At 71.3% G+C, this 19,327-nt stretch carries 18 protein-coding genes; 9 read left to right on the top strand and 9 right to left on the bottom strand.

What is annotated here, in order from left to right; genetic code table 11:
- Positions 1–17: 17 nt before the first annotated feature.
- Together CW359_RS07380 and CW359_RS07375 are read left to right on the top strand one after the other, a co-directional pair.
- On the top strand, positions 18–1,379 hold the full coding sequence (locus CW359_RS07380; RefSeq protein WP_105968971.1) for a sensor histidine kinase: 1,362 nt from the start codon (positions 18–20) through the stop codon (positions 1,377–1,379).
- The gene (locus CW359_RS07375; protein ID WP_105968970.1) at positions 1,376–2,044 is read left to right on the top strand and encodes a response regulator; all 669 of its coding nucleotides are present in this window, start codon (positions 1,376–1,378) and stop codon (positions 2,042–2,044) included. The genes CW359_RS07380 and CW359_RS07375 overlap by 4 nt, the downstream gene beginning before the upstream one ends.
- Before the next feature lie 111 nt (positions 2,045–2,155).
- Here CW359_RS07375 and CW359_RS07370 read toward each other — a convergent pair whose 3' ends face one another.
- Positions 2,156–3,418 (bottom strand): IS701 family transposase, encoded by a 1,263-nt coding sequence (locus tag CW359_RS07370; RefSeq protein ID WP_198655123.1) that lies wholly within the window; start codon positions 3,416–3,418, stop codon positions 2,156–2,158.
- A gap of 249 nt (positions 3,419–3,667) precedes the next feature.
- Complete coding sequence (locus tag CW359_RS07360) at positions 3,668–5,053, bottom strand: DEAD/DEAH box helicase (RefSeq protein ID WP_105968968.1); 1,386 nt, start codon at positions 5,051–5,053, stop codon at positions 3,668–3,670.
- 279 nt (positions 5,054–5,332) lie between these two features.
- On the opposite strand from CW359_RS07360, the gene CW359_RS07355 reads away from it, so the two are divergent.
- The gene (locus CW359_RS07355; protein ID WP_105968967.1) at positions 5,333–6,190 is read left to right on the top strand and encodes an aldo/keto reductase; all 858 of its coding nucleotides are present in this window, start codon (positions 5,333–5,335) and stop codon (positions 6,188–6,190) included.
- A gap of 179 nt (positions 6,191–6,369) precedes the next feature.
- Entirely contained in the window at positions 6,370–7,083 is a 714-nt protein-coding gene (locus tag CW359_RS07350) for an LmeA family phospholipid-binding protein (protein ID WP_232838269.1), read from the top strand.
- Positions 7,084–7,202: 119 nt separating this feature from the next.
- Here CW359_RS07350 and CW359_RS07345 read toward each other — a convergent pair whose 3' ends face one another.
- Positions 7,203–8,060: a LuxR C-terminal-related transcriptional regulator gene (locus CW359_RS07345; protein ID WP_105968965.1), complete on the bottom strand. Its 858-nt coding sequence runs from the start codon at positions 8,058–8,060 to the stop codon at positions 7,203–7,205.
- Positions 8,061–8,344: 284 nt separating this feature from the next.
- Here CW359_RS07345 and CW359_RS07340 point away from each other — a divergent pair, with 284 nt between their 5' ends.
- A complete protein-coding gene (locus CW359_RS07340; protein WP_198655122.1) occupies positions 8,345–9,214 on the top strand; it encodes a helix-turn-helix transcriptional regulator in 870 nt (289 codons plus the stop codon).
- Between the two features lie 179 nt (positions 9,215–9,393).
- Here the strand turns inward: CW359_RS07340 and CW359_RS07335 are convergent, their stop codons facing one another.
- Positions 9,394–10,437: a 2OG-Fe(II) oxygenase family protein gene (locus tag CW359_RS07335; protein WP_105968964.1), complete on the bottom strand. Its 1,044-nt coding sequence runs from the start codon at positions 10,435–10,437 to the stop codon at positions 9,394–9,396.
- 93 nt (positions 10,438–10,530) lie between these two features.
- On the opposite strand from CW359_RS07335, the gene CW359_RS07330 reads away from it, so the two are divergent.
- Positions 10,531–10,806 carry a zinc-ribbon domain-containing protein gene (locus tag CW359_RS07330; RefSeq protein ID WP_105968963.1) on the top strand — a complete coding sequence of 92 codons (276 nt, stop codon included), beginning with the start codon at positions 10,531–10,533 and terminating at the stop codon, positions 10,804–10,806.
- Between the two features lie 37 nt (positions 10,807–10,843).
- Here the strand turns inward: CW359_RS07330 and CW359_RS07325 are convergent, their stop codons facing one another.
- Positions 10,844–12,862, bottom strand: coding sequence for a DUF1996 domain-containing protein (locus CW359_RS07325; protein WP_408647465.1), 2,019 nt, complete (start codon positions 12,860–12,862; stop codon positions 10,844–10,846).
- A gap of 319 nt (positions 12,863–13,181) precedes the next feature.
- Between CW359_RS07325 and CW359_RS07320 the strand changes: the two genes are divergently transcribed.
- The gene (locus tag CW359_RS07320) at positions 13,182–14,546 is read left to right on the top strand and encodes an FAD-dependent oxidoreductase (protein ID WP_105968961.1); all 1,365 of its coding nucleotides are present in this window, start codon (positions 13,182–13,184) and stop codon (positions 14,544–14,546) included.
- 123 nt (positions 14,547–14,669) lie between these two features.
- Here CW359_RS07320 and CW359_RS07315 read toward each other — a convergent pair whose 3' ends face one another.
- Positions 14,670–15,005: a YkvA family protein gene (locus CW359_RS07315; protein ID WP_105969239.1), complete on the bottom strand. Its 336-nt coding sequence runs from the start codon at positions 15,003–15,005 to the stop codon at positions 14,670–14,672.
- Between the two features lie 198 nt (positions 15,006–15,203).
- Between CW359_RS07315 and CW359_RS07310 the strand changes: the two genes are divergently transcribed.
- Both CW359_RS07310 and CW359_RS07305 read left to right on the top strand, forming a co-directional pair.
- On the top strand, positions 15,204–15,635 hold the full coding sequence (locus CW359_RS07310; protein WP_105968960.1) for a DUF485 domain-containing protein: 432 nt from the start codon (positions 15,204–15,206) through the stop codon (positions 15,633–15,635).
- The gene (locus CW359_RS07305; RefSeq protein ID WP_105968959.1) at positions 15,629–17,227 is read left to right on the top strand and encodes a solute symporter family protein; all 1,599 of its coding nucleotides are present in this window, start codon (positions 15,629–15,631) and stop codon (positions 17,225–17,227) included. The genes CW359_RS07310 and CW359_RS07305 overlap by 7 nt, the downstream gene beginning before the upstream one ends.
- On the opposite strand, the gene CW359_RS07300 is transcribed toward CW359_RS07305, so the two are convergent.
- The 3 genes from CW359_RS07300 to CW359_RS07290 form a co-directional block, all read right to left on the bottom strand.
- Positions 17,164–17,847, bottom strand: a complete 684-nt coding sequence (locus CW359_RS07300) for a DUF6629 family protein (protein WP_105968958.1) — start codon at positions 17,845–17,847, stop codon at positions 17,164–17,166. The two genes, CW359_RS07305 and CW359_RS07300, sit on opposite strands and share 64 nt — an antisense overlap.
- A gap of 118 nt (positions 17,848–17,965) precedes the next feature.
- Positions 17,966–18,793, bottom strand: a complete 828-nt coding sequence (locus tag CW359_RS07295; RefSeq protein ID WP_105968957.1) for a methyltransferase domain-containing protein — start codon at positions 18,791–18,793, stop codon at positions 17,966–17,968.
- Positions 18,794–18,810: 17 nt separating this feature from the next.
- On the bottom strand, positions 18,811–19,197 hold the full coding sequence (locus CW359_RS07290) for a DUF6479 family protein (RefSeq protein WP_105968956.1): 387 nt from the start codon (positions 19,195–19,197) through the stop codon (positions 18,811–18,813).
- Between the last annotated feature and the right edge of the window lie 130 nt (positions 19,198–19,327).

Raw genomic sequence — 19,327 nt, 5'->3', positions numbered from 1 at the left:
CGGGGACAATGAGGCTCATGAGTCCCGAGCGGGCGGCAGCCGGCCCCGCACACCCGGCCCCGGAGGCGGCGTTCGCGCCGTCCTCCGGGTTCGACGCCGCCTGGACACATCCGCTGCTGGGCAGACTGCTGCGGGACCAGAGCCGCAGACAGCGGCTGGACCGGCGGCATCCGTGGCTGCTGGACACGGCGGTGGTCCTGTTCGTCGCCCTCACCAGCCTGCCGGACGTGTTCTCCCATGAGAGAAGCGGTCCCTTCGAGGACACGGTCCGCAACAGCACCCATCCGACCGGCGTCCTGTTCGCCTTCGCCATGGCGCTCGTCGTGCCGCTGTGGTGGCGGCGCAGGGCCCCGGCCGTCACCTTCTTCGTCATCGCGCTGGTGTCCCTCGTCCAGTGGTCCCTGGGCATCTGGCAGCAGGCCGGCATGAGCATGCTGGTCGCGCTGTACAGCCTCGCCCTGCACGGATCGCTGCGGAAGCTGGGCTGGGCCGCCGCGGTGGCCGGTGTCCAGGTCGCCCTGGCGGTGTTCGTCCTGGTGCCCGTCGAGCCGCCGCTGCTCGCCATGTTCTTCCTGCTGGGGACGACGACGGCGGCCATCGCCGTCGGTCTGACGCTGCGCATCCGCCGGATGTACCTGGCGGCGCTGGAGGACCGGGCCGCCCGGCTGGAGGTCGAGCGCGACCAGCGGGTGCGGCTGACCGCCGCCGCCGAGCGGTCCCGGGTCGCGCGCGAGATGCACGACATCGTCGGCCACAACCTCTCCGTCATGGTCAGCGTCGCCGACGGCGCCGCGACCCTCGCCGCCAACCGGGGCGAGAAGTCCGCCGAGGCCCTGCGCATCCTCGGCGACACCGGCCGCCAGGCCATGGGCGAACTCCGCCGGGTGCTGGGTGTCCTGCGCGAGGAGGAGGACGACGTACGCCTGCTCAACCCGCAGCCCGGCATCCACGACCTGGACCTCCTGCTGTCCCGGGTCCGCGCGGCGGGGCTGACGGTGACCTACCGGACGGTGGGCGAACTCGACGCACTGACCAGCGGCGTCCAGCTCACCGTCTACCGCATCGTCCAGGAAGCGCTGACCAACACGATCAAGCACGCGGGTACGGGCTCCAGCGCCGAGGTCACCGTGGCCGCCGACGCCGGCCGGGTCCGAGTACGGGTCGAGGACACGGGTCTGCCCCAGGGCGCGTCTGCGAAGGCCGCTCCGGACACCGGAGACACCGGTCACGGCGTGGTCGGCATCCGTCAGCGGGCCGCCATGTACAGCGGTGCCGTCACCATCGGGCCGCGCGACACCGGCCACGGCTGGCTGGTGGACGTCGTCCTCGACGCGCCCTCCGCGCCCGCCCCGCCCGCCTCGGGAGAACACCTGTCATGACCACCGTGCTGATCGCCGACGACCAGCCCCTGCAGCGCATGGGCTTCCGCATGCTCATCGAGGGCACCCCGGGCCTGACCCCGGTCGGCGAGGCCGCGCACGGCGCCGAGGCGGTCCGGCTGGCCGCCGAACTCCGTCCCGACGTCGTCCTGATGGACATCCGGATGCCCGGCATGGACGGCCTGGAGGCCACCCGCCGCATCACCGCCACCGGCGCCCGCACCCGCGTACTCATCGTGACGACCTTCGACCTCGACGAGTACGCGTACGAAGGTCTGCGGGCCGGTGCCAGCGGCTTCCTGCTCAAGGACGCCCGCCCCGAGGAACTCGTCGCGGGCATCCACGCGGTGGCGACCGGCGACGCCGTCGTGGCCCCCCGCCTCACCCGCCGCCTCCTGGACGCCTACGCCCACCAGGTCCTCGCCCCGCCCGGCGCCCCGGCGGCCGTCGACCCCCGGCTGCGGTCGCTCAGCGACCGGGAGCGCGAGGTGCTGATCGCCGTCGCACAGGGCTGGACCAACAGCGAGATCGCCGAACGGCTCGTCCTCACCGAGTCGACCGTCAAGAAGCACGTCGGCCGCGTCCTCGCCAAGATCGGCGCCCGCGACCGCATCCAGGCGGTGATCACGGCGTACGACGCCGGCCTGGTCAGGGCGAAGCCCTAGTAGTGCTTGGTCAGGTCGGTATCGGTTCTGGCATGTTGCGGTGACAGGTGGGGCAGGCGCCGGTCCAGACCGCGAGGAGTAGCTGCAGTTCGCGGGCGACCTGGTAGAGGCTCAGGCCGGCGCCGTCTCTTTTGGGGACCGGGTGATGCGCTGAAGGGTGCAAAAGGCGTGTGCGACGGAGACGAGGGTGACGTGGTGGTGCCAGCCTCGCCAGGTGCGGCCTTCGAAGTGGGCCAGGCCCAGGGTCTGCTTCATCTCGCGGTAGTCGTGCTCGATGCGCCAGCGTAGTTTCGCGGTGCGCACGAGGGTGGCCAGCGCCGTGTCGGCGGGAAGGTTGGACAGCCAGAACTGGACGGGTTCGGGCTGGTCGGCGGGCCATTCGGCCAGCAGCCAGCAGACGGGCAGTTCCGGGCCGTCGCAGGCTTTGCGGATCTCGCGTCCGGCGGGCCGCACGCGCAGGGCCACGAAGCGGGAGTACATGCGCTTGACGCCGCTGCGGCCGCTGCCCGGGCGGGAGCCTTCCCGCCACTGCACCGGCCGGGCTGTCTGCTTGCCGGCCTCGATAACCAGCTTCTTCACCGTCCTGGCCGCCTCGGGATAAACCGGCTGGGGCCGAGGGCCGCGACCGCCGTAGGGCGGGGTATGCGGCCGTGCCGTTTCCGGGTGGGCGGTGGTCGTGGTGGAGATGCCGACCGCGTAGCCGAGCCCGCGTTCTTCCAGGCCCAGCCGGAAGGCTGCGGTATCGCCGTAACCGCCGTCGGCGACGACGATCGGGACGTCGATGCCCCACGACCTGGTCTCGTCGATCATGTCCAGGGCCAGCTGCCACTTCTCGACGTGTCCGACGTCGGTGGGGATGCCGCACGTGGTGCGGCGGGCCACCTTGCCCGGATCGGCCTTGGACGAGGCGGGATCCCAGCTCTCGGGCAGGAACAGACGCCAGTCGACAGCAGCCGACGCGTCGTCGGAGGCCAGGTGCAGGGACACCCCGGCCTGACAGTTGGTGACCTTGCCCGCGGTGCCGGTGTACTGCCGGGCCACACACGCCGAGGCGTCCCCGTCCTTGAGGAAGCCTGTGTCATCCACGATCAGCGCGGTCGGCTTGACCACCTGCTGCATCCGCCAGGCCAGGCGGGCGCGGACATGCGCCGCGTCCCACGGGCTGGTGGTGATGAAGTTCGCCAGGGCCTGCCGGTTGCCGTCCTCGCCCAGGCGGGCGGCCATCGGTTCCACCGACTTGCGCCGCCCGTCCAGCAGCAGGCCCCGCAGATAGACCGTTCCCCACCGGCGTTGATCCGCCCGCGCGAACGGCTCGAACATCTCTGCCGCGAAGTCCTCGAGATCACACCGGACCGCGGCAAGCTCCCCACCCATCACAACAGGTCAACGGAACAAGCGATCAAACGGACACGCCACCGGCGAGTGAACCTGCCCAAGCACTACTAGGCCCTGTCGTCAAATTCCCGTCTGCCCCGCGACGCCATGCACGCACTCCCGCCGCACCGGGCCCTGACCCGAGTACGTCCAGTACGCGAGTCAGGGCCCGGCACGCCGGGAGCACGCACCTGACGCCGCAGGGCCGCCCTTCGGGCGACGACGGGAATTTGACGACAGGACCTAGAGTCAGCGCCCCTTGCGCACCCGGGCGGCGGCGCGGGCTTCCGCCGTCTTGCGGGCCTCGGCGGCCTTGCGGGACTCCTTCGCGGGGCGGCCCGGGCGGGTGCCCATGCCCCGGAAGGGGGCGTTGCCGGTGGCGGCCTTCGTCTCGGTCGGCGGGCGCTTCGCGCCGGTGATGGCGGTCAGCTTCTCCTCGCCCGAGCGCACCTGGACGACCGTCGGCCGGATGCCCGCGTCGGTCATCATGCGGTTGACGTCGCGCCGCTGGTTGGGGGTGACCAGGGTGACCACCTTCCCGGACTCCCCCGCCCGCGCCGTACGCCCGCCTCGGTGCAGGTACTCCTTGGCGTCGGCGGGCGGGTCGACGTTGACGACGAGGTCGAGCGCCTCGATGTGGATGCCGCGCGCCGCCACGTTGGTGGCGACCAGCACGGTGATCTCGCCGTCCTTGAACTGGCCGAGCGTGTGCGTGCGCTGGGGCTGCGACTTGCCGCTGTGCAGGGCGCCCGCCCGGACCCCGCTGGCGCGCAGGTGCCGGGTGAACTGGTCGACGCCGGACTTGGTGTCGAGGAACATCAGGACCCGGCCGTCGCGGGCGGCGATCTCGGTCGCGGTCGCGTACTTGTCGGCGGCGTGGATGTTCAGGACGTGGTGCTCCATGGTGGTGACCGAGCCCGCCACCCGGTCGACCGTCGCGAGCACCGGGTCGTGCAGGTGGTCGCGGACCAGCTGGTCGACGTTGCGGTCGAGGGTGGCCGAGAACAGCAGCCGCTGCCCGTCGGGACGGACCTGGCCGACCAGTTCGGAGACCTGCGGCAGAAAGCCCAGGTCGCACATCTGGTCGGCCTCGTCCAGCACGGTGATCCGGACATGGTTCAGGAGGCAGTCCCGGCGGGACACCAGGTCGGTCAGCCGTCCCGGCGTCGCGATGAGCACCTCGGCGCCGGCCCGCAGCTGCGCCTGCTGCTTGTTGATCGACAGCCCGCCGACCACGGTCGCGAGGCGTACGTCCAGGGCCCGCGTGTACGGCTCCAGCGCGTCGCCGACCTGCTGTGCCAGCTCCCGGGTCGGCACCAGCACCAGCGCGAGGGGCCGCTTCGCCTCCGCGCGCAGTCCCGCCGTACGGACGAGGAGCGCGAGCCCGAAGGCGAGCGTCTTGCCGGAGCCGGTGCGGGCGCGGCCGAGGACGTCGCGGCCGGCCAGCGCGTTGGGCAGGGTCGCCGCCTGGATCGGGAAGGGCTCCGTCACGCCGAGGTCCGTCAGTGTCGCCAGCAGCTTCGGCGGCAGGCCGAGCGCGTCGAAGGACTCGGCCGGCGGCAGGCCCGGGGTCCCCGTCCGCGGAGTGATGAGTTCGCCCTGCGGCGCTGTGCGGGCCGACGGTTCGGCGGTCATGGGGAGCCTTCCTGGTCTGACGCCTCGAACGCACCGGGGCCCGTACCCATGCGGTACGGGCCCAGGCGGTGTCGAAGTGTGACCCCATTTTACCAGCGGCGGCCCCACGGGCCTCCGGCTCACCGGGATTCAGCGGCCCGGGTGCTGAATGCGTTCGGATTCCTCTATTGGACCCCGGGGCGTCCGGCGGGCAACGCTGGAGTGCAAGCCCTTGCCCCACGACCGCGGCACCCGCCACTGGACACCCGCCGCTCGACTCCCGGAAGAGGCAACGAACACATGCACACTCGACGCATCGGTGACGTGGAGGTCGGCGCGATCGGTCTGGGCGGGATGCCCATGTCGATCGAGGGGCGGCCGGACGAGGCCCGTTCCCTGGCCACCGTCCACGCCGCGCTCGACGCGGGCCTGACGCTGATCGACACGGCGGACGCCTACCACCGGGACGCCGACGAGGTCGGTCACAACGAGACCCTCATCGCCAAGGCGCTCGCCACCCATGAGCGCGGCGCGGACGTGCTGGTCGCCACCAAGGGCGGCCATCTGCGCCCCGGTGACGGCAGCTGGACCCTGGACGGCTCGCCCGAGCACCTGAAGGAGGCCTGCGAGGCCTCGCTGCGCCGACTGGGCGTGGAGGCCATCGGGCTGTACCAGTTCCACCGTCCCGACCCCAAGGTCCCGTACGCCGAGTCGGTCGGCGCGATCCGGGACCTGCTGGACGAGGGCAAGATCCGGCTGGCCGGGATCTCCAACGCGAACCCGGAACAGATCCGGCAGGCGAACGAGATCCTCGGCGGCCGACTGGTCTCCGTGCAGAACCAGTTCTCCCCGGCCTTCCGCTCCAGCGAGCCGGAGCTGCGGCTCTGCGACGAGCTGGGCATCGCGTTCCTGCCGTGGAGCCCGCTCGGCGGTATCTCCCGGGCGGGCGGGCTCGGTTCGGCGTACGCCCCCTTCGCCCGGGTCGCCGAGGCGCACGGTGTCAGTGCGCAGCGGGTGTGCCTGGCCTGGATGCTCGCGAAGTCCCCGGTGGTCGTGCCGATCCCGGGTTCGTCCCGCCCGGAGACCATCCGTGACTCGGCGGCGGCCACCGAACTGAAGCTCTCCGCGGAGGAGTTGGCCGAGCTGGACGCCGTCTGACCCGGCGGTCGCCCGGCCCGCGCGGGTCGGGCGTCCGTTCCCCGCGTGCGGGGCGGACACCTTGACGCGGCCTTGAACATCCGTACGGCTGTTCATGGCCGACGGCGTCCTAGAGTCTCCACCGGCCTCCGTGTGAGTGCCATGTGCTCGGCTCGGCGCGGTGCGGGGGAGGGATCGGCGTGAGACGTCGATGGGTGAAGGTTCTGCTGGTCACGGTCGTGGTGCTCGCCGCGCTGTTCACTGCGGCCGACCGCGTCGCCGTGCACTACGCCGACAAGGAGGCGACACAGCTCGCCAAGGAGAAGTACGGCTACGCCAACACCACCGACGGCGGTATGGACGTGTCGATCGAGGGCTTCCCTTTCCTGACGCAGGCGGCCGGTGAGAGCTTCGACCATGTGACGCTGAACGCGCGCCGCTTCCTGATCGACACGACGAACAACGCCCAGGGCGGCTATCTGCACGTCGACCGCCTCCAGCTGGACCTGCGCGGGGTACGGGTGACCTCGCTGGCGTCGCGCAGCGCCGAGGCGAACACCGCCACCGGCACCCTGTCGATCTCGTACGCGGAACTGTCGGGAGTGCTCACCCGGCTCGCGGGCGACGGCGGCCCACTGAAGGTCTCCCGGGCAGCGGGCTCGAACGGCCAGGCGGCCCGCGTCAGGGTCACGGGCACGGTCGGCGGTACGGCGCTGGACGCCACGGGAACGCTGCTGGCGCAGGGCACCGAGCTTTCCCTGACGGTCCCCGGTGTCGACCGGCCCGGACTGGACTGGCGGGTCGGCCTCCCGCAGGGCGTCGGCTTCGAGTCGGCGCGGGCCGGCGCGGACGGCGTCGAGATCGGCCTCGTCGGGCACCAGGTGACGCTCGGCTCGTCACGCTTCGACGGCTGAGGCCCCAGAGACCACGATGAGCACTGCACCCCGCCGGATCGACGTCCACCAGCACCTCGTGCCGTTCCTCTACCGCGACACCCTTAGCGAGGCCGGCGACTTGAGCGGCGTGCCCGGCGCTACGGGAGCTGCCCCGCCCGGCGGGCCGCGGTGACCGCTTCGAGGCGGGTGCCGGTGCCGAGCTTGCGCATCACCGAGCGCAGATAGCCCTTGACGGTCTCCAGGCCGATGTCGAGCCGGTCCGAGATCTCCAGGTTGGTGCGGCCCGCGGCGACCCCGGCCAGGACGTCCAGTTCGCGGGGCGTGAGCCGCGCCGCCGGTTCCGGTGCCGGGCGTTCGGCACAGCAGCCCGACTCCAGCAGCGAACACACCTCGTGGAAGCGCGACTTGAGGTCGCCCTCGTCGATCGTCGCCGTCAGCTCCAGCAGTTCGGTGTGGACCTCGTGCACCCGCTCCAGGGCCGCTGCGTCCTGGAGCGAGGGGGTGCGCCGTACGGCCCTGGCCTCCGAGAGGAGGCGGTGCGCCTGTTCGTGGGCGGCGAGGAACTGCTCCAGGTCGCGGGCTGCCTGCGTGACAGCCGTCAGTACGCGGTCGCCGAGGCGTACGGCTTCGCGCGAGCCCACGAAGAGCGCGGCCCGTACCGTGTCGCCGACGATCACGGGGGCCGCCGCCATCGCCCGCACCTCCTCCGCCGCGACGAAGGCGTCGTACTCGTGGCTGATCTGCCGGGCGGCCCGGTAGTCGCTGACCGCCGCCAGCCGTCGGGTCGTCAGCACCTTGCCCATCAGTCCGGCACCCGCCGGTACGGCGAACCCCCGGCGGCACCGCGACGTCACGCCGCTGGTCTCGCTGATCCGCAGCAGCCGCGGGCCGACGAGCCAGGCCGCACCCGCGATCGGCAGACCGCTGTCCCTGCGCAGCGCCAGCACGGCGGCACGGGCCGCGGCGGCCTCCTCACTGTCTTCCGTCGGCAGCATGAGCGCGTCGACTCCTTACCTGGCCGAGGGTGCCCCGTTGCCAGCAGAAGAGTTCTGCAAGCGCATACCGACGTCAATACCCTTGAGAGTACAAGTAATTGACGTCTCACGGCCGCCGGTTCGCGAGGAGCGTCCCCCTCCGTTCCACCCCTCATCCGGGGGTAGCAGAGCCGTGGCCTTTACCTCATCGTGGTGTGAGCGGAAGGCCGCTGCCCGGCCGGGGAAACGGGATGTACAGCCGTACAGGCCGCCCGCCCGGGCTCCGGAGCACAGCGAGGATGCGCATGACACCCACACCACTCCCCGCCTCGGACGACGACCGCCAACTCAGGCGGGCCATCGAGGGGTTACGCGACTCCACCGGCGTGGACCTCACCTTCGGCGGTGTCGTGACCAGAGGGCGGCACGCCCAGCTCACCGAGTTCGCCGGTCACTCGACCAGAGCCCTCATGGGGCTGACCCTCGGGTTCGGCATGGGGCTCGGCGGCAAGGCGGTGGCCCTGCACCGCCCGATCGCGGTCAACGACTACGCCAACTCCAAGCGGATCAGCCACCATTACGACCTCATGGTCGCCGCAGAGGGCATTCGCGCCGTCGTCGCGGCCCCCGTCGTGGTGAACCGGACGGTGCGGGCGGTGATGTACGGCGCGGTCCGCCAGTCCGTCGGGCTGGGCGACCGGACGGTCGACGCCGTCATGGACACCGCCCGCGCGCTGGAACAGAACCTGGCGGTGCGCGACGAGGTGGCCCGCCGCCTCGCCGAACTCGACGAGCCCCCGGTGGCCGCCGACCGGCCACCGGGGCCGGCCTCGCCCCGGTGGGAGACGATCCGCGAGGCCTACGCCGAACTGCGGCTCCTCGCCCAGCACTTGACGGACACCGAGCTGCGCGACCGGGTCACCGCCCTGAGCGACAGGCTCGCCGGCGCCGGAGCCCCCGCCGCCCGGCACCCCGCCGCACCGGCCCTGTCCGCGCGCGAACTCGACGTGCTGTCGTGCGTCGCACTGGGCCGGACCAATACCGATGTGGCGGACGAACTCGGCCTGCGGGCCGAAACGGTGAAAAGCTATCTGCGCAGTGCGATGCGCAGGCTGGGATCCCATTCACGGCTGGAGGCCGTCATGACGGCCCGGCGCCTCGGCCTGCTCCCCTGACCGCCGAATTGGCCCCTTTTCCTCAGTACGCCGGTGATCGGCCATCGTCCGTGAGCCAGGAATGCGGAACACCCCGGCGAGAATTCGGCCGGGCGATTTGCTGAGCGCTGTTCACCTATTCACCGAAGCCGCCCGGCGGTTGTTCCGCCGGGCGGCTCCAGGGAAATCCGGTGTCCCGCTCAGGAGTTGAGGGCCTCCTTGCGGAGCCGCTCCAGGACGGACAGTCGGTCCTCCTGTTCGATCCGCGCGGTGGTCGAGCGGTCCGGGTAGCAGCGCATGAACATGTTCGTGAAGTGCGTGCCGTAGTGGATGAACTCGTCGGCGTCGGCGGGCTCCAGCGGGCGGGCCACGGCCTGGAACGACGGCTCGTGGAAGTAGGCCATGGTGAAGCGCTCACGGTCGGCCAGGCGCACCTTGTGCGGGGTGGAGAGAAGGGTCCCGCCGGTGATGAACTGCATGATGTCGCCGGGGAAGACGGTGAAGACCGAGGGGGCCGGGGTGACGAAGGTCCAGGGCTCCTCGTTCTCGTAGCGCCCGGCCATGGACTCCTCCGGCAGCCAGTTGCGGCCCCGGGTCTCGCCGGGTACGGGCGGCCGGATGTAGAGGCCGCCCACGTCGTCCTGGACCGCGATGACGAGCAGGCCGTAGTCGGTGTGGGAGCCGATGCCGCGCTCGGAGGTCGCGTCGGCGGGCGGGAAGCGCAGCACCCTCATGTGGTGCCAGCCGTCGTCGGTGAGCCGCGTGAAGTGGTCCATGTCGTCCAGGCCGAGGCCCAGCGCGGTCAGCTGCAGCAGCCGGTGGCCGATGTCGCCGACGACGGCCATGTAGTCCTTCATGGCAGCCGCGTACTCGCCGGACGGCCAGGGGGCGGGGCCGTGGCAGGGCCACTTGTCGACGACGCGGGTGTCGGTGGCGGGGATGTCGGGGCAGACGGTGAAGATCTCGGAGCCGTCCTTCTCCCCTGCCGTCTCCTCCTCACCGGAGGCGACATAGCCGCTGTAGGTGAGGTCGGACACATGCCCGGCCTTCTCCTTGAGCGGCCGGCCGACGAAGGCACGGGATGCGTCGAGGGCCCGTCCGGTGGCGACGTCCTGGTCAGGGGTGGCCTCGACCTGGAAGATACCGTCGGCCTGCCAGGCGGCGACGAGTGCCCGGCCGAGTAACCGGTCGGCGTCGCCGCCCTCTACGGTCAGGGGCAGTTGGAAAGTCTGCAGTGCGGTCATGTCCCTCACCATGAACCGGACGCACATAATCCACTACCCCCTTTTGAGGGGCCCCAGGCAGCCGGCAGACGCACCGAGGACGGGACGTAGAACATGATCATCTTTGGCACCAAGGGCTATCTCTACCAGCTCGCGATACTCACCCTGGTGTGCGGGCACTGCGGCAACCCGTCCGCGCACGCCCTGCGCAAACGCGTCACGAAGTTCACCCTGTTCTTCGTGCCGCTGTTCCCCTTCTCGACGAAGTACCAGACGCAGTGCACCTTCTGCGGTGCGGAGCAGAAGGTGACCAAGGAGCAGGCGGAACAGCTGCAGCACGGCGGCGCCGGTGGCCAGGCGAACACGCAGCAGCAGTCCTACCGGCCCTGACCGGCGGCGCCGCGCCGATGGGCGCCGCCGGTCGCCGTCAGCGTGATCCGCGCCGCACCCGGCGGAGCAGCACGAAGCCGCCGATCAGCAGCAGTGCGCCGACCGCGGCCGGCCACAGCTGGGTCCCCGTGTCGGCGAGGTCGCCGGTGACCGCCTGCGGTGCGGGCTGGGTGATGACACCGTCGTTGTCGCCGTCGCCCTCGTCGGCGGTCGCCGCGCTGCCGATCTCGCCGCCGACCGCACCGCCGGTGTCGTCCGTCGGCGACGCGGCCGTCTCGGGCCGCTGGGTGGCCGGCGGCGAGGTGTAGGCCCGGGGCTCCGCCTCTACGGGGTTCTTCGTGGGCTCGGCGCTCGCCTGGTCCGGGGTCCGCGTGGGCTCGGCGGTCTCGTCCCGGCCCGGGGTGTCCACGGGGCCGGGAGTGGTGTCCACGGGGTCGGGGGCCGGTTCGGTGGTCTCCTCGGACGGCGGTTCGGAGGGCTGCTCGGACGGCGGGGCGGGGGTCGGTGACGGACTGTTCTCCGGCTCCTCGCCGTTCGGGGCGCCGGCCCCGCACTGCCGTCCGGTGTTGATGCAGCCGACCATCTCCCGCATCAGGTCCTCGTCGAAGACGTTGATGAAGTCGCCGTGGTCGGTGACCGGCTTGTGCAGCTGCTCGGGAAAGGAGTCGACCGCGAACAGCGGGGTCGTACGGCCGCCGTCCCGCAGGCTCGGCGCGTCGACGTCGTACACGATGCGCTGGACCAGCTGCGGGATGGCCTCGAAGTCGGTCGGGCAGTTCCCGTCGGCGTCGGTGAAGGCCACGTGGGTGCGGTGGTTGGCGCTGTCGATGTTGCTGCCGTCCCAGCAGCTCTGGAACCTGAAGGTGCGCACGACCTCGCTGCCCCGGGGGCAGAGCGGGTACTTGTCCTTCAGCTGCGCCTTGTCCTCGAAGCCGGTGCAGCTCCAGGAGGCGTTGGCGTTGGCCGTGCCGTTGACGAACGCCTTGGCGTCGCCGGTGATAATGCGCAGCAGCCTGGGCATGGCGACGACCTCGCCGCGCGGGTTGCCCACGAAGGTCATCGTGACCTGCCGGGGCGTGACGATCTCCCCGGCGTTGCCCTCGATGCCGCCGCCAGGAGAGTTCGCGTCCTGCTCCTGTGCGCCGTTCTGCAGGCGCAGTACCGGCCAGAAGTACGAGGACCTGTCGCCCTGGTCTACGCAACTGGTGCGCGCGGCGGCCAGGTCCTCGTCGCTCGCGAAGGCGTTGTTGGACTGGTTGCCGACGTAGTCGTGGAAGTGGTGCGCGCCGTTGGAGACGCCGGGGGCCACGATGACGTTGTCCGAGTTGAACAGGCCCTCGGCGTTCACCCCGCAGCTGGTGGTGAAGGTGCCCCGGGAGGCGTCGCCCTGCTGAGCCGGGTTCGAGACGTTGGGCTGAACGGTGGCGATGTCCACGAAGTCGACGGCGACAGGACCGTTCCCGGCCTGTCCGCCGTTGCCGGCGCCCTGCTGCTGCCCCTCGTCGCCGCCCTGGTCGTTGCCCTGGTCGCCACCGTTTTGGCCGTCGCCCTGGTCCTGGCCACTCCCCTGGTCCTGGCCGTCGCCGTTCTGGTCCTGCCCCTCCTCGGTCCCGCCGCCCCCGTCCTGCCACTCACCCTCGTCCTCCGGCTGATTGCCGGATTCGCGGAACACACAGGCGGCCAGGTCCTCCAGGCCCTCGGGGCGGTCCCCCACCCGGTCGATGGCAAGAGCTATCCGCTCGATCGTGGCCGCCCGCTTCTCCTTCAGCGGGTTCATGATCGCGGACTCGGCGAAGCCGCCGTCCTGCCGGATCTCCCGGGCCGAGTTCTGCAGCCGCTGATAGGCCTCGGCTATCTGCTGGTCGAGGGCGGCGAGTTCCCTGTCCACCTCCGGCCGCGCCTCGTCCGGTACGGCCGCCAGTCTGCCGCCGACTTCGGGGCAGTCGATCGTGGCGGCCCCGGAGGACAGCGTCCGGTCGGCCGATTCACCGCCCGGGCCGCTCTCGGTGGCGGAGGCGTAGACGTTCCCGACGACCAGTCCACCTCCGCCCAGCATCAGGGCGACCGCGGCAAAGGTCGCTCGGCGTGGACCTGTCGGGCGTCTGCGCGTGTTACGTCCCACGGAGTACTCCTGCGCGTCATGGCCGGATTCGACATGGAAATGCCCCCAGTGCCATACGCGGACGGGCTCCCGAGCGTTCAAACGCCCCGCGGATTCATAGGAATCTCTAAGGAAGACCGGCGGACCAGGGGCATCACACACCCCATAAGTCCGCCTTATGAGCCCATAACCCGGACCCCGGTACTAGCTTAGGCTTGCCTTAGTTTAGGCTTCCTTCGAAGATCTCTTGTCATCGTTCGAAGGGAACCTGATCATGCCTCGCCCTCTGCGGGTGGCCATTGTCGGAGCCGGCCCGGCCGGGATCTACGCCGCCGACGCGTTGCTCAAGTCCGCAGTGGCCGTGGAGCCCGGCGTGTCCATCGACCTCTTCGAGCGGATGCCCGCCCCCTTCGGCCTGATCCGGTACGGCGTCGCCCCCGACCACCCGCGCATCAAGGGCATCGTCACCGCCCTGCACCAGGTGCTCGACAAGCCGCAGATCCGTCTCTTCGGCAACGTCGACTACCCGGGCGACATCAACCTGGACGACCTGCGCGCCTTCTACGACGCGGTGATCTTCTCCACGGGCGCCACGGCCGACCGCGCGCTCGACATACCCGGCATCGACCTGGAGGGCTCGTACGGCGCCGCCGACTTCGTCTCCTGGTACGACGGCCACCCGGACGTGCCGCGCACCTGGCCGCTCGACGCGGAGAAGGTCGCGGTCCTCGGCGTCGGCAACGTCGCGCTCGACGTGGCCCGCGTCCTCGCCAAGACGGCTGAGGAACTGCTGCCGACCGAGATCCCGCCGAACGTCCACGAGGGCCTCAAGGCCAACAAGGCGCTCGAAGTGCACGTGTTCGGCCGCCGCGGCCCGGCGCAGGCCAAGTTCAGCCCGCTGGAGCTGCGCGAGCTGGACCACTCCCCCAACATCGAGGTCATCGTCGACCCCGAGGACATCGACTACGACGAGGGCTCGATCGCGACCCGGCGCGGCAACAAGCAGGCCGACATGGTCGCCAAGACGCTGGAGAACTGGGCGATCCGGGACACCGGCGAGCGCCCGCACAAGCTCTTCCTGCACTTCTTCGAGTCGCCCACCGAGATCCTCGGCGAGGACGGCAGGGTCGTCGGCCTGCGCACGGAGCGGACCGCGCTGGACGGCACCGGCAACGTCAAGGGCACCGGCGAGTTCAAGGACTGGGACCTCGGCGCCGTCTACCGCGCGGTGGGCTACCTCTCCGACAAGCTGCCGAAGCTGCCCTGGGACGTCGACTCGGGCACCGTCCCGGACGAGGGCGGCCGGGTCATCGAGGAGACCGGCGAGCACCTCGCGTCGACGTACGTCACCGGCTGGATCCGGCGCGGCCCCGTCGGTCTGATCGGCCACACGAAGGGCGACGCCAACGAGACCGTCGCCAACCTGCTGGACGACTTCGCGAACGACCGGCTCCGCACGCCCGCCTCGCCCGACCCGGCGGCCGTGGAGGCCTTCCTCGGCGAGCGGAACGTCCGCTTCACCACCTGGGAGGGCTGGTACAAGCTGGACGCCGCGGAGAAGGCGCTGGGCGAGCCCGAGGGCCGCGAGCGCGTCAAGATCGTCGAGCGCGAGGGCATGCTCCGCGCCAGCGAGGCGTGAACGTACCGTAAAGACACCGGGATGCACCGGCAGCACACCCACCGGTAGCAGGTGCGCAGGTAGCAGGCACGAACGACAGGGCCCGGTCCGCGGCGTACCGCGGGCCGGGCCCTGTCACGTGTCTCACCCGAACCGGTCCGCCCGGCCGCCCGGAGCGGACTCCACCGGCCCGCCGGCGTCCAACTCCAGCTCCCGCTCCCGCGCCTGTGCCCGCATGGAGCGCAGGGCCAGCAGGAGTACGCCGATGTCGTCCAGGTAGACGGGGTCGGGCACGAGGTCGGTCGGGAGCACCAGATAGAGGACGGCGCCCCAGAACACCCAGCGCGAGCCCGTCGGCAGGCCCGCGCGGCGCAGGTCCCGGCGGGTGCGGACCAGCCGTACCAGCACGGTGGCCGCCACGGCCAGCGCGGCCACCGCCAGTACCGCGACGACCACGATCACCGTCGTGGTGGAATCCATCATTCCTCCGCTGTTCGCCGCTCTTGCCCTGTTCTTCCTTGCCCTTCGACTTCCCCTTCACGGCGCCTCCACACCGCGATCTCCCCATCACAGCCTGTTGATTGTTCCGGAGGGGCGCTGCCACAATCTGCTTCCACCAAGTCCGCAGAAGCGCGCGACTTTGGATGCGCGACATAAAGCAGCAAAGAAGGTGCGTTTATGTCCAACTATTTCACGCGGCCGGACGAGCCGCCCGCATACAGCCCCCGATACCCCGAAAGCACCTCCGGAAGCACCCCGGGAAGGTCGATACACGACCACCCCGAATTCCAGTCGTTACGAAACGGCTACCGCCGCTTCGCAGCGGTTTCGACGGCGTTATCCGTCGGCGGATTCCTGCTCTATGTCCTGTTGTCCAACTTCGCTCCCGGCATCATGAACCAGCCGCTCGCCGGTCGTCTGACGCTCGGACTGGCCCTCGGGCTCGGGCAGTTCGCGGTGATGGGGGTCACCGCCTGGTGCTACGTCCGGCGGATGCGCACCCAGTTCGATCCGGTCGCCCGGGGGCTGCGGGCCCAGGCGGAGCAGCGTCGGCCCGGGACGCAGAGCACGTACGGCACGCCGAGCGCGAGGGAGTACCGCGCGTGGTGAGCATCGGTGCGGGTGTCGCCGACCCGTTCAGCCGGCAGCTGACCTTCGTGCTCTTCCTCTCCGTCGTCGTGGTGACGCTGTTCGCCGCGCTGCTGATCGCCCCGCAGCGCGACGAGGTCGCCGAGTTCTATCTCGGCAACCGGGAGATGTCGCCGCTGCGCAACGGCCTGGCGATGTGCGGGGACTACCTCTCGGCCGCGACCCTGCTCGGCAGTACCGGACTGGTCGCCCTCACCGGCTACGACGGGCTGCTGTATCTGTGCGGCACCACGGTCGCCTGGATGATGGTGCTCCTGGTGATCGCCGAACCGCTGCGCAACTCCGGCCGGTTCACGCTCGGGGACACCCTGGCGCTGCGGCTCCCGCAGGGCGGACGGGCGGTCCGGGTCGCCCTCTCCCTGTGCACCCTGACCATCTGCTGCCTCTATCTGGTCGCCCAACTCGTCGGCAGCGTCGCTCTGTTGACCCAGTTCACCGGCGTCCCCAGCTCCACCACGCGCACCCTGTGCGTCGTCGTCATCGGGACCATCGTCATCGTGTACGCCTCGCTCGGCGGTATGCCCGGGGCGACGTTCATCCAGATCGTCAAGGCCGTGATGCTCATCTGCGGCGTCACCGTCGCGGCCGTCATGGTGCTCAACCGCTTCGACTGGAACGTGAACGCGCTGCTGGACGCGGCCACCGACAACAGCGGCATCGGACAGCGGTTCCTCGAACCCGGGCTGCGCTACGGCGCCAGCACCACCAGCAAACTCGACTTCCTGAGCCTCCAGTTGGCCATCGTGCTCGGCCTCGCCGCGCTCCCCCACGTGATGATGCGGCTGCTCGCGCCGCGCTCCACCAACGTCCTGCGCTCCTCGGTGGTGTGGGCCGCCGGTCTGGTCGGCTTCGTCTGTCTGGCCGCCGGTGTCCTCGGCCTCGGCGCGACCGCCCTGGTGGGCCGGGACAACATCGTCGACACCGACCCGAAGGGCGACGCGGCGGTACTGCTGCTCGCCCAGTCCATCGGCGGCGGGGTGCTCACCGCGCTGCTGTCCTGCCTCGCCTTCGTGACGCTCCTCGCGGTCGCGGCCGGCCTCACCCTCGCCGCCGCCTCCTCCCTCGCCCACGACCTGTACGGCGAGGTCGTCCGCAAGGGCCGCGCCACCCAGGCCGAGGAGCTGGGCGTGGCCCGGCTGGCCGCCGTACTCATCGGCGTCCTCGGGATGGCGCTGGCCCTGCTGTCCTGGGAGACCAACGTCTCGACGCTCGCCTTCCTCGCCTTCGCCATCGCCGCGTCCGCGCTGCTGCCCACGCTCCTCTACAGCCTGTTCTGGCGGCGCTTCAACTCCCGGGGCGCGCTGCTCAGTCTGTGCGGGGGCCTGGTCTGCTCGGTGCTGCTGGTGGTGGTCTCGCCAGTGGTGTCGTCGACCCCGTCCTCCATCTATCCGGAGTCGGACTTCGCCTGGTTCCCGCTGCAGAATCCCGGCATCGTGTCGATCCCGGCGGGCTTCCTCCTGGGCTGGCTCGGCACTGTTCTGACCAGACGTCAGGAGCCGTCCTCGTACGAGGAGTTCGAGGTCCGCGCGCTCGTCGGGGCCGACGCCGAGTAGGGCCCGGTCCGGCGGTGGGCCCAGCCCAGCAGGACCAGGGAGCAGAGCGCGGCGAGGGCGCACCAGGTGGAGACGAACTCCAGCCGCCACAGCGCCCAGCACACGGGTGCGCCCACGCCGGCCAGCGCTCCGAACAGCACCAGACGGCGATCGCCGGAGAGGAGCAGGGAGCCGACCGTGGCGAGCAGATAGCCCACGACGAGCAGTCCGGAGTGGGACAGCTGGACCGCGTAGCCGACGGTGTGGCCGCGGATGTCCGCGGCCACCGGGTGGCGGGACAGGTTGTACGCGAGTGCGGCGCTCGTCGCGACTCCGGCGCCCAGCGGCAGCAGCAGACGGGGCCTGGCTGTCGCGGGTGCCGCGCACAGGACGGCCACCGGTACCCAGAGGGCGAGCAGCGGGAGGGCGATGACGGCCCAGGCCACGGTCGCCGGGCCGGTGCCGCCGTCCGCCCGCCACACCAGGGACTCGACGACCTGGTGGGCTCCCAGCAGCAACGGCAGCGCGGCCAGCGGCAGCTCACGGGCCCGGCCCGCCCGCGCCACGGTCGTCACGCAGGCCACGCCCACGGCGGCGATGCCCGCGCCCGCCACCAGGTCCGCCGTCGCACTCCAGCACATCGCGCCACCACAGGGTCCGTCGCCACCCGCCTCGGCCTCACAGCGGACCACGCCCCGGGGCCGCCCGCACGCCGAGCGCCACCGGCCCGGGGACCGGCGGGGGAACGGGCGAGGCAGCTCAGCGGGGCCGGTGTGCCACCACGGCGAACATCGTCACCGACATGTGCAGGGCGCCCCGCTCCGCCGCCGCGGCCAGCTCCGCGTGCAGCCGGTCCCGCTGCTCCTCGGTCAGCAGGCCGCTCCGTACGGTCGACTCGGTCATCATGCGCACCAGCGGCCAGGTCACCGACCCGCGGTCCTGGATGAGCGCCTGCGAACCCTGGTCGTCGGCGACCAGCCCCGCGTCGGCGACCTGGCCGAGCAGCCGGCGGCCGGAGTACGGATTGGCCGCCATGGCCAGGATTCCCTTCGTCAGCGCGGCCAACGTGTCGGGGTCTGCGGGGTGCAGGAGGGCGGTCCCCCAGTCGGAGTCGATCAGCGCCACGCGCCCGCCGGGGCGCAGCACCCGGGCGATCTCGCGCACGGCCTTGTCCGGCTCGGACAGATGCTGCAGGACCCGCTCGCACCAGACCACGTCCACCGAGGCATCGGGAACCGGGAGGGCGACCGCGTCGCCGTGCAGGAAGCGGGCCGGACCCCCGGCCGCCGCCGCTCGCCGCTCGGCGACCTCGCGCATCACCGGGTTCGCCTCGATGCCGAGCGCGTCGCCGGACGGCGCCACGGCCGCCGCCAGGGCCAGGGTCTGAGTCCCCGTACCGCTCCCGATGTCGATCACGCGTTCGCCCGGACGCGGGTCGAGCGCGCCCTGTGCCCAGGCACGCAGCCGTCGTACGCCGTCGGCCTGATCCTGCGCGTCCAGGCCCGCCACGAGCCTGTCCACGTCGGCGGTGGAGAAATTGCCGGCGTGGAACTCGGACGTGGGCCGTGTGTCAGGTGTTTCCCCCATACGGCCCACTCTAGGAGTCAGGTCCGGCCCGAGCCACCGCTGCCGAAGGAGCCGCTGTTGCCCGGCGACCAGCGCGGCCGGGTCTGGTCCTCGCCGCGTTTCGTGCCGGAGGGGTGGAGGTTGTGCGGCCTGAGCCGCTCGTCCTCGGCCGAGGTGTGCGGCACCTCGTTGGGCTCGCGCCGCTCCCGCTCCTCGTGCACCGCCCCGGACGCGGGCAGCCTGGGCTGCTCGTCCGGCCGGGGCCGGGGCGCCTCCGTGTCCTTCACCCGCACGCCGAACCGGACGGCCCAGATCAGCAGGCCCGCCACGATGAGGCCACCGGCGAAGGCGGCGATCACATTGAGTACGTCGCTCGACGCGGCGAGTACCTGACCCGCGTCCGCTGCTGCTCGTGCCGTGTCCATGGCCGCCGAGTTCCCACGAATCGCCGGGCTACTCACGCGGCGCACCCGAATTCCGGCATACGCGAATGAAAGCCGCGGGTGCGGGAAACGGCCGGACCCCCGTGCCTGCCGCGCCCCCGCACCCGCGGCG

The organism is Streptomyces geranii (genome assembly GCF_002954775.1).
Taxonomy (GTDB): domain Bacteria; phylum Actinomycetota; class Actinomycetes; order Streptomycetales; family Streptomycetaceae; genus Streptomyces; species Streptomyces geranii.
This window is presented reverse-complemented; position numbering and strand designations above follow the sequence as displayed.

Excerpts from the sequence above, each read along its gene's own strand:
- CW359_RS07380 (WP_105968971.1), top strand. The coding sequence starts at position 18 with ATGAGTCCCGAGCGGGCGGCAGCCGGCCCCGCACACCCGGCCCCGGAG.
- CW359_RS07375 (WP_105968970.1), top strand. The coding sequence starts at position 1,376 with ATGACCACCGTGCTGATCGCCGACGACCAGCCCCTGCAGCGCATGGGC.
- CW359_RS07370 (WP_198655123.1), bottom strand. The coding sequence starts at position 3,418 with ATGGGTGGGGAGCTTGCCGCGGTCCGGTGTGATCTCGAGGACTTCGCG.
- CW359_RS07360 (WP_105968968.1), bottom strand. The coding sequence starts at position 5,053 with ATGACCGCCGAACCGTCGGCCCGCACAGCGCCGCAGGGCGAACTCATC.
- CW359_RS07355 (WP_105968967.1), top strand. The coding sequence starts at position 5,333 with ATGCACACTCGACGCATCGGTGACGTGGAGGTCGGCGCGATCGGTCTG.
- CW359_RS07345 (WP_105968965.1), bottom strand. The coding sequence starts at position 8,060 with ATGCTGCCGACGGAAGACAGTGAGGAGGCCGCCGCGGCCCGTGCCGCC.
- CW359_RS07340 (WP_198655122.1), top strand. The coding sequence starts at position 8,345 with ATGACACCCACACCACTCCCCGCCTCGGACGACGACCGCCAACTCAGG.
- CW359_RS07335 (WP_105968964.1), bottom strand. The coding sequence starts at position 10,437 with ATGACCGCACTGCAGACTTTCCAACTGCCCCTGACCGTAGAGGGCGGC.
- CW359_RS07330 (WP_105968963.1), top strand. The coding sequence starts at position 10,531 with ATGATCATCTTTGGCACCAAGGGCTATCTCTACCAGCTCGCGATACTC.
- CW359_RS07325 (WP_408647465.1), bottom strand. The coding sequence starts at position 12,862 with ATGCTGGGCGGAGGTGGACTGGTCGTCGGGAACGTCTACGCCTCCGCC.
- CW359_RS07320 (WP_105968961.1), top strand. The coding sequence starts at position 13,182 with ATGCCTCGCCCTCTGCGGGTGGCCATTGTCGGAGCCGGCCCGGCCGGG.
- CW359_RS07315 (WP_105969239.1), bottom strand. The coding sequence starts at position 15,005 with ATGGATTCCACCACGACGGTGATCGTGGTCGTCGCGGTACTGGCGGTG.
- CW359_RS07310 (WP_105968960.1), top strand. The coding sequence starts at position 15,204 with ATGTCCAACTATTTCACGCGGCCGGACGAGCCGCCCGCATACAGCCCC.
- CW359_RS07300 (WP_105968958.1), bottom strand. The coding sequence starts at position 17,847 with ATGTGCTGGAGTGCGACGGCGGACCTGGTGGCGGGCGCGGGCATCGCC.
- CW359_RS07295 (WP_105968957.1), bottom strand. The coding sequence starts at position 18,793 with ATGGGGGAAACACCTGACACACGGCCCACGTCCGAGTTCCACGCCGGC.
- CW359_RS07290 (WP_105968956.1), bottom strand. The coding sequence starts at position 19,197 with ATGGACACGGCACGAGCAGCAGCGGACGCGGGTCAGGTACTCGCCGCG.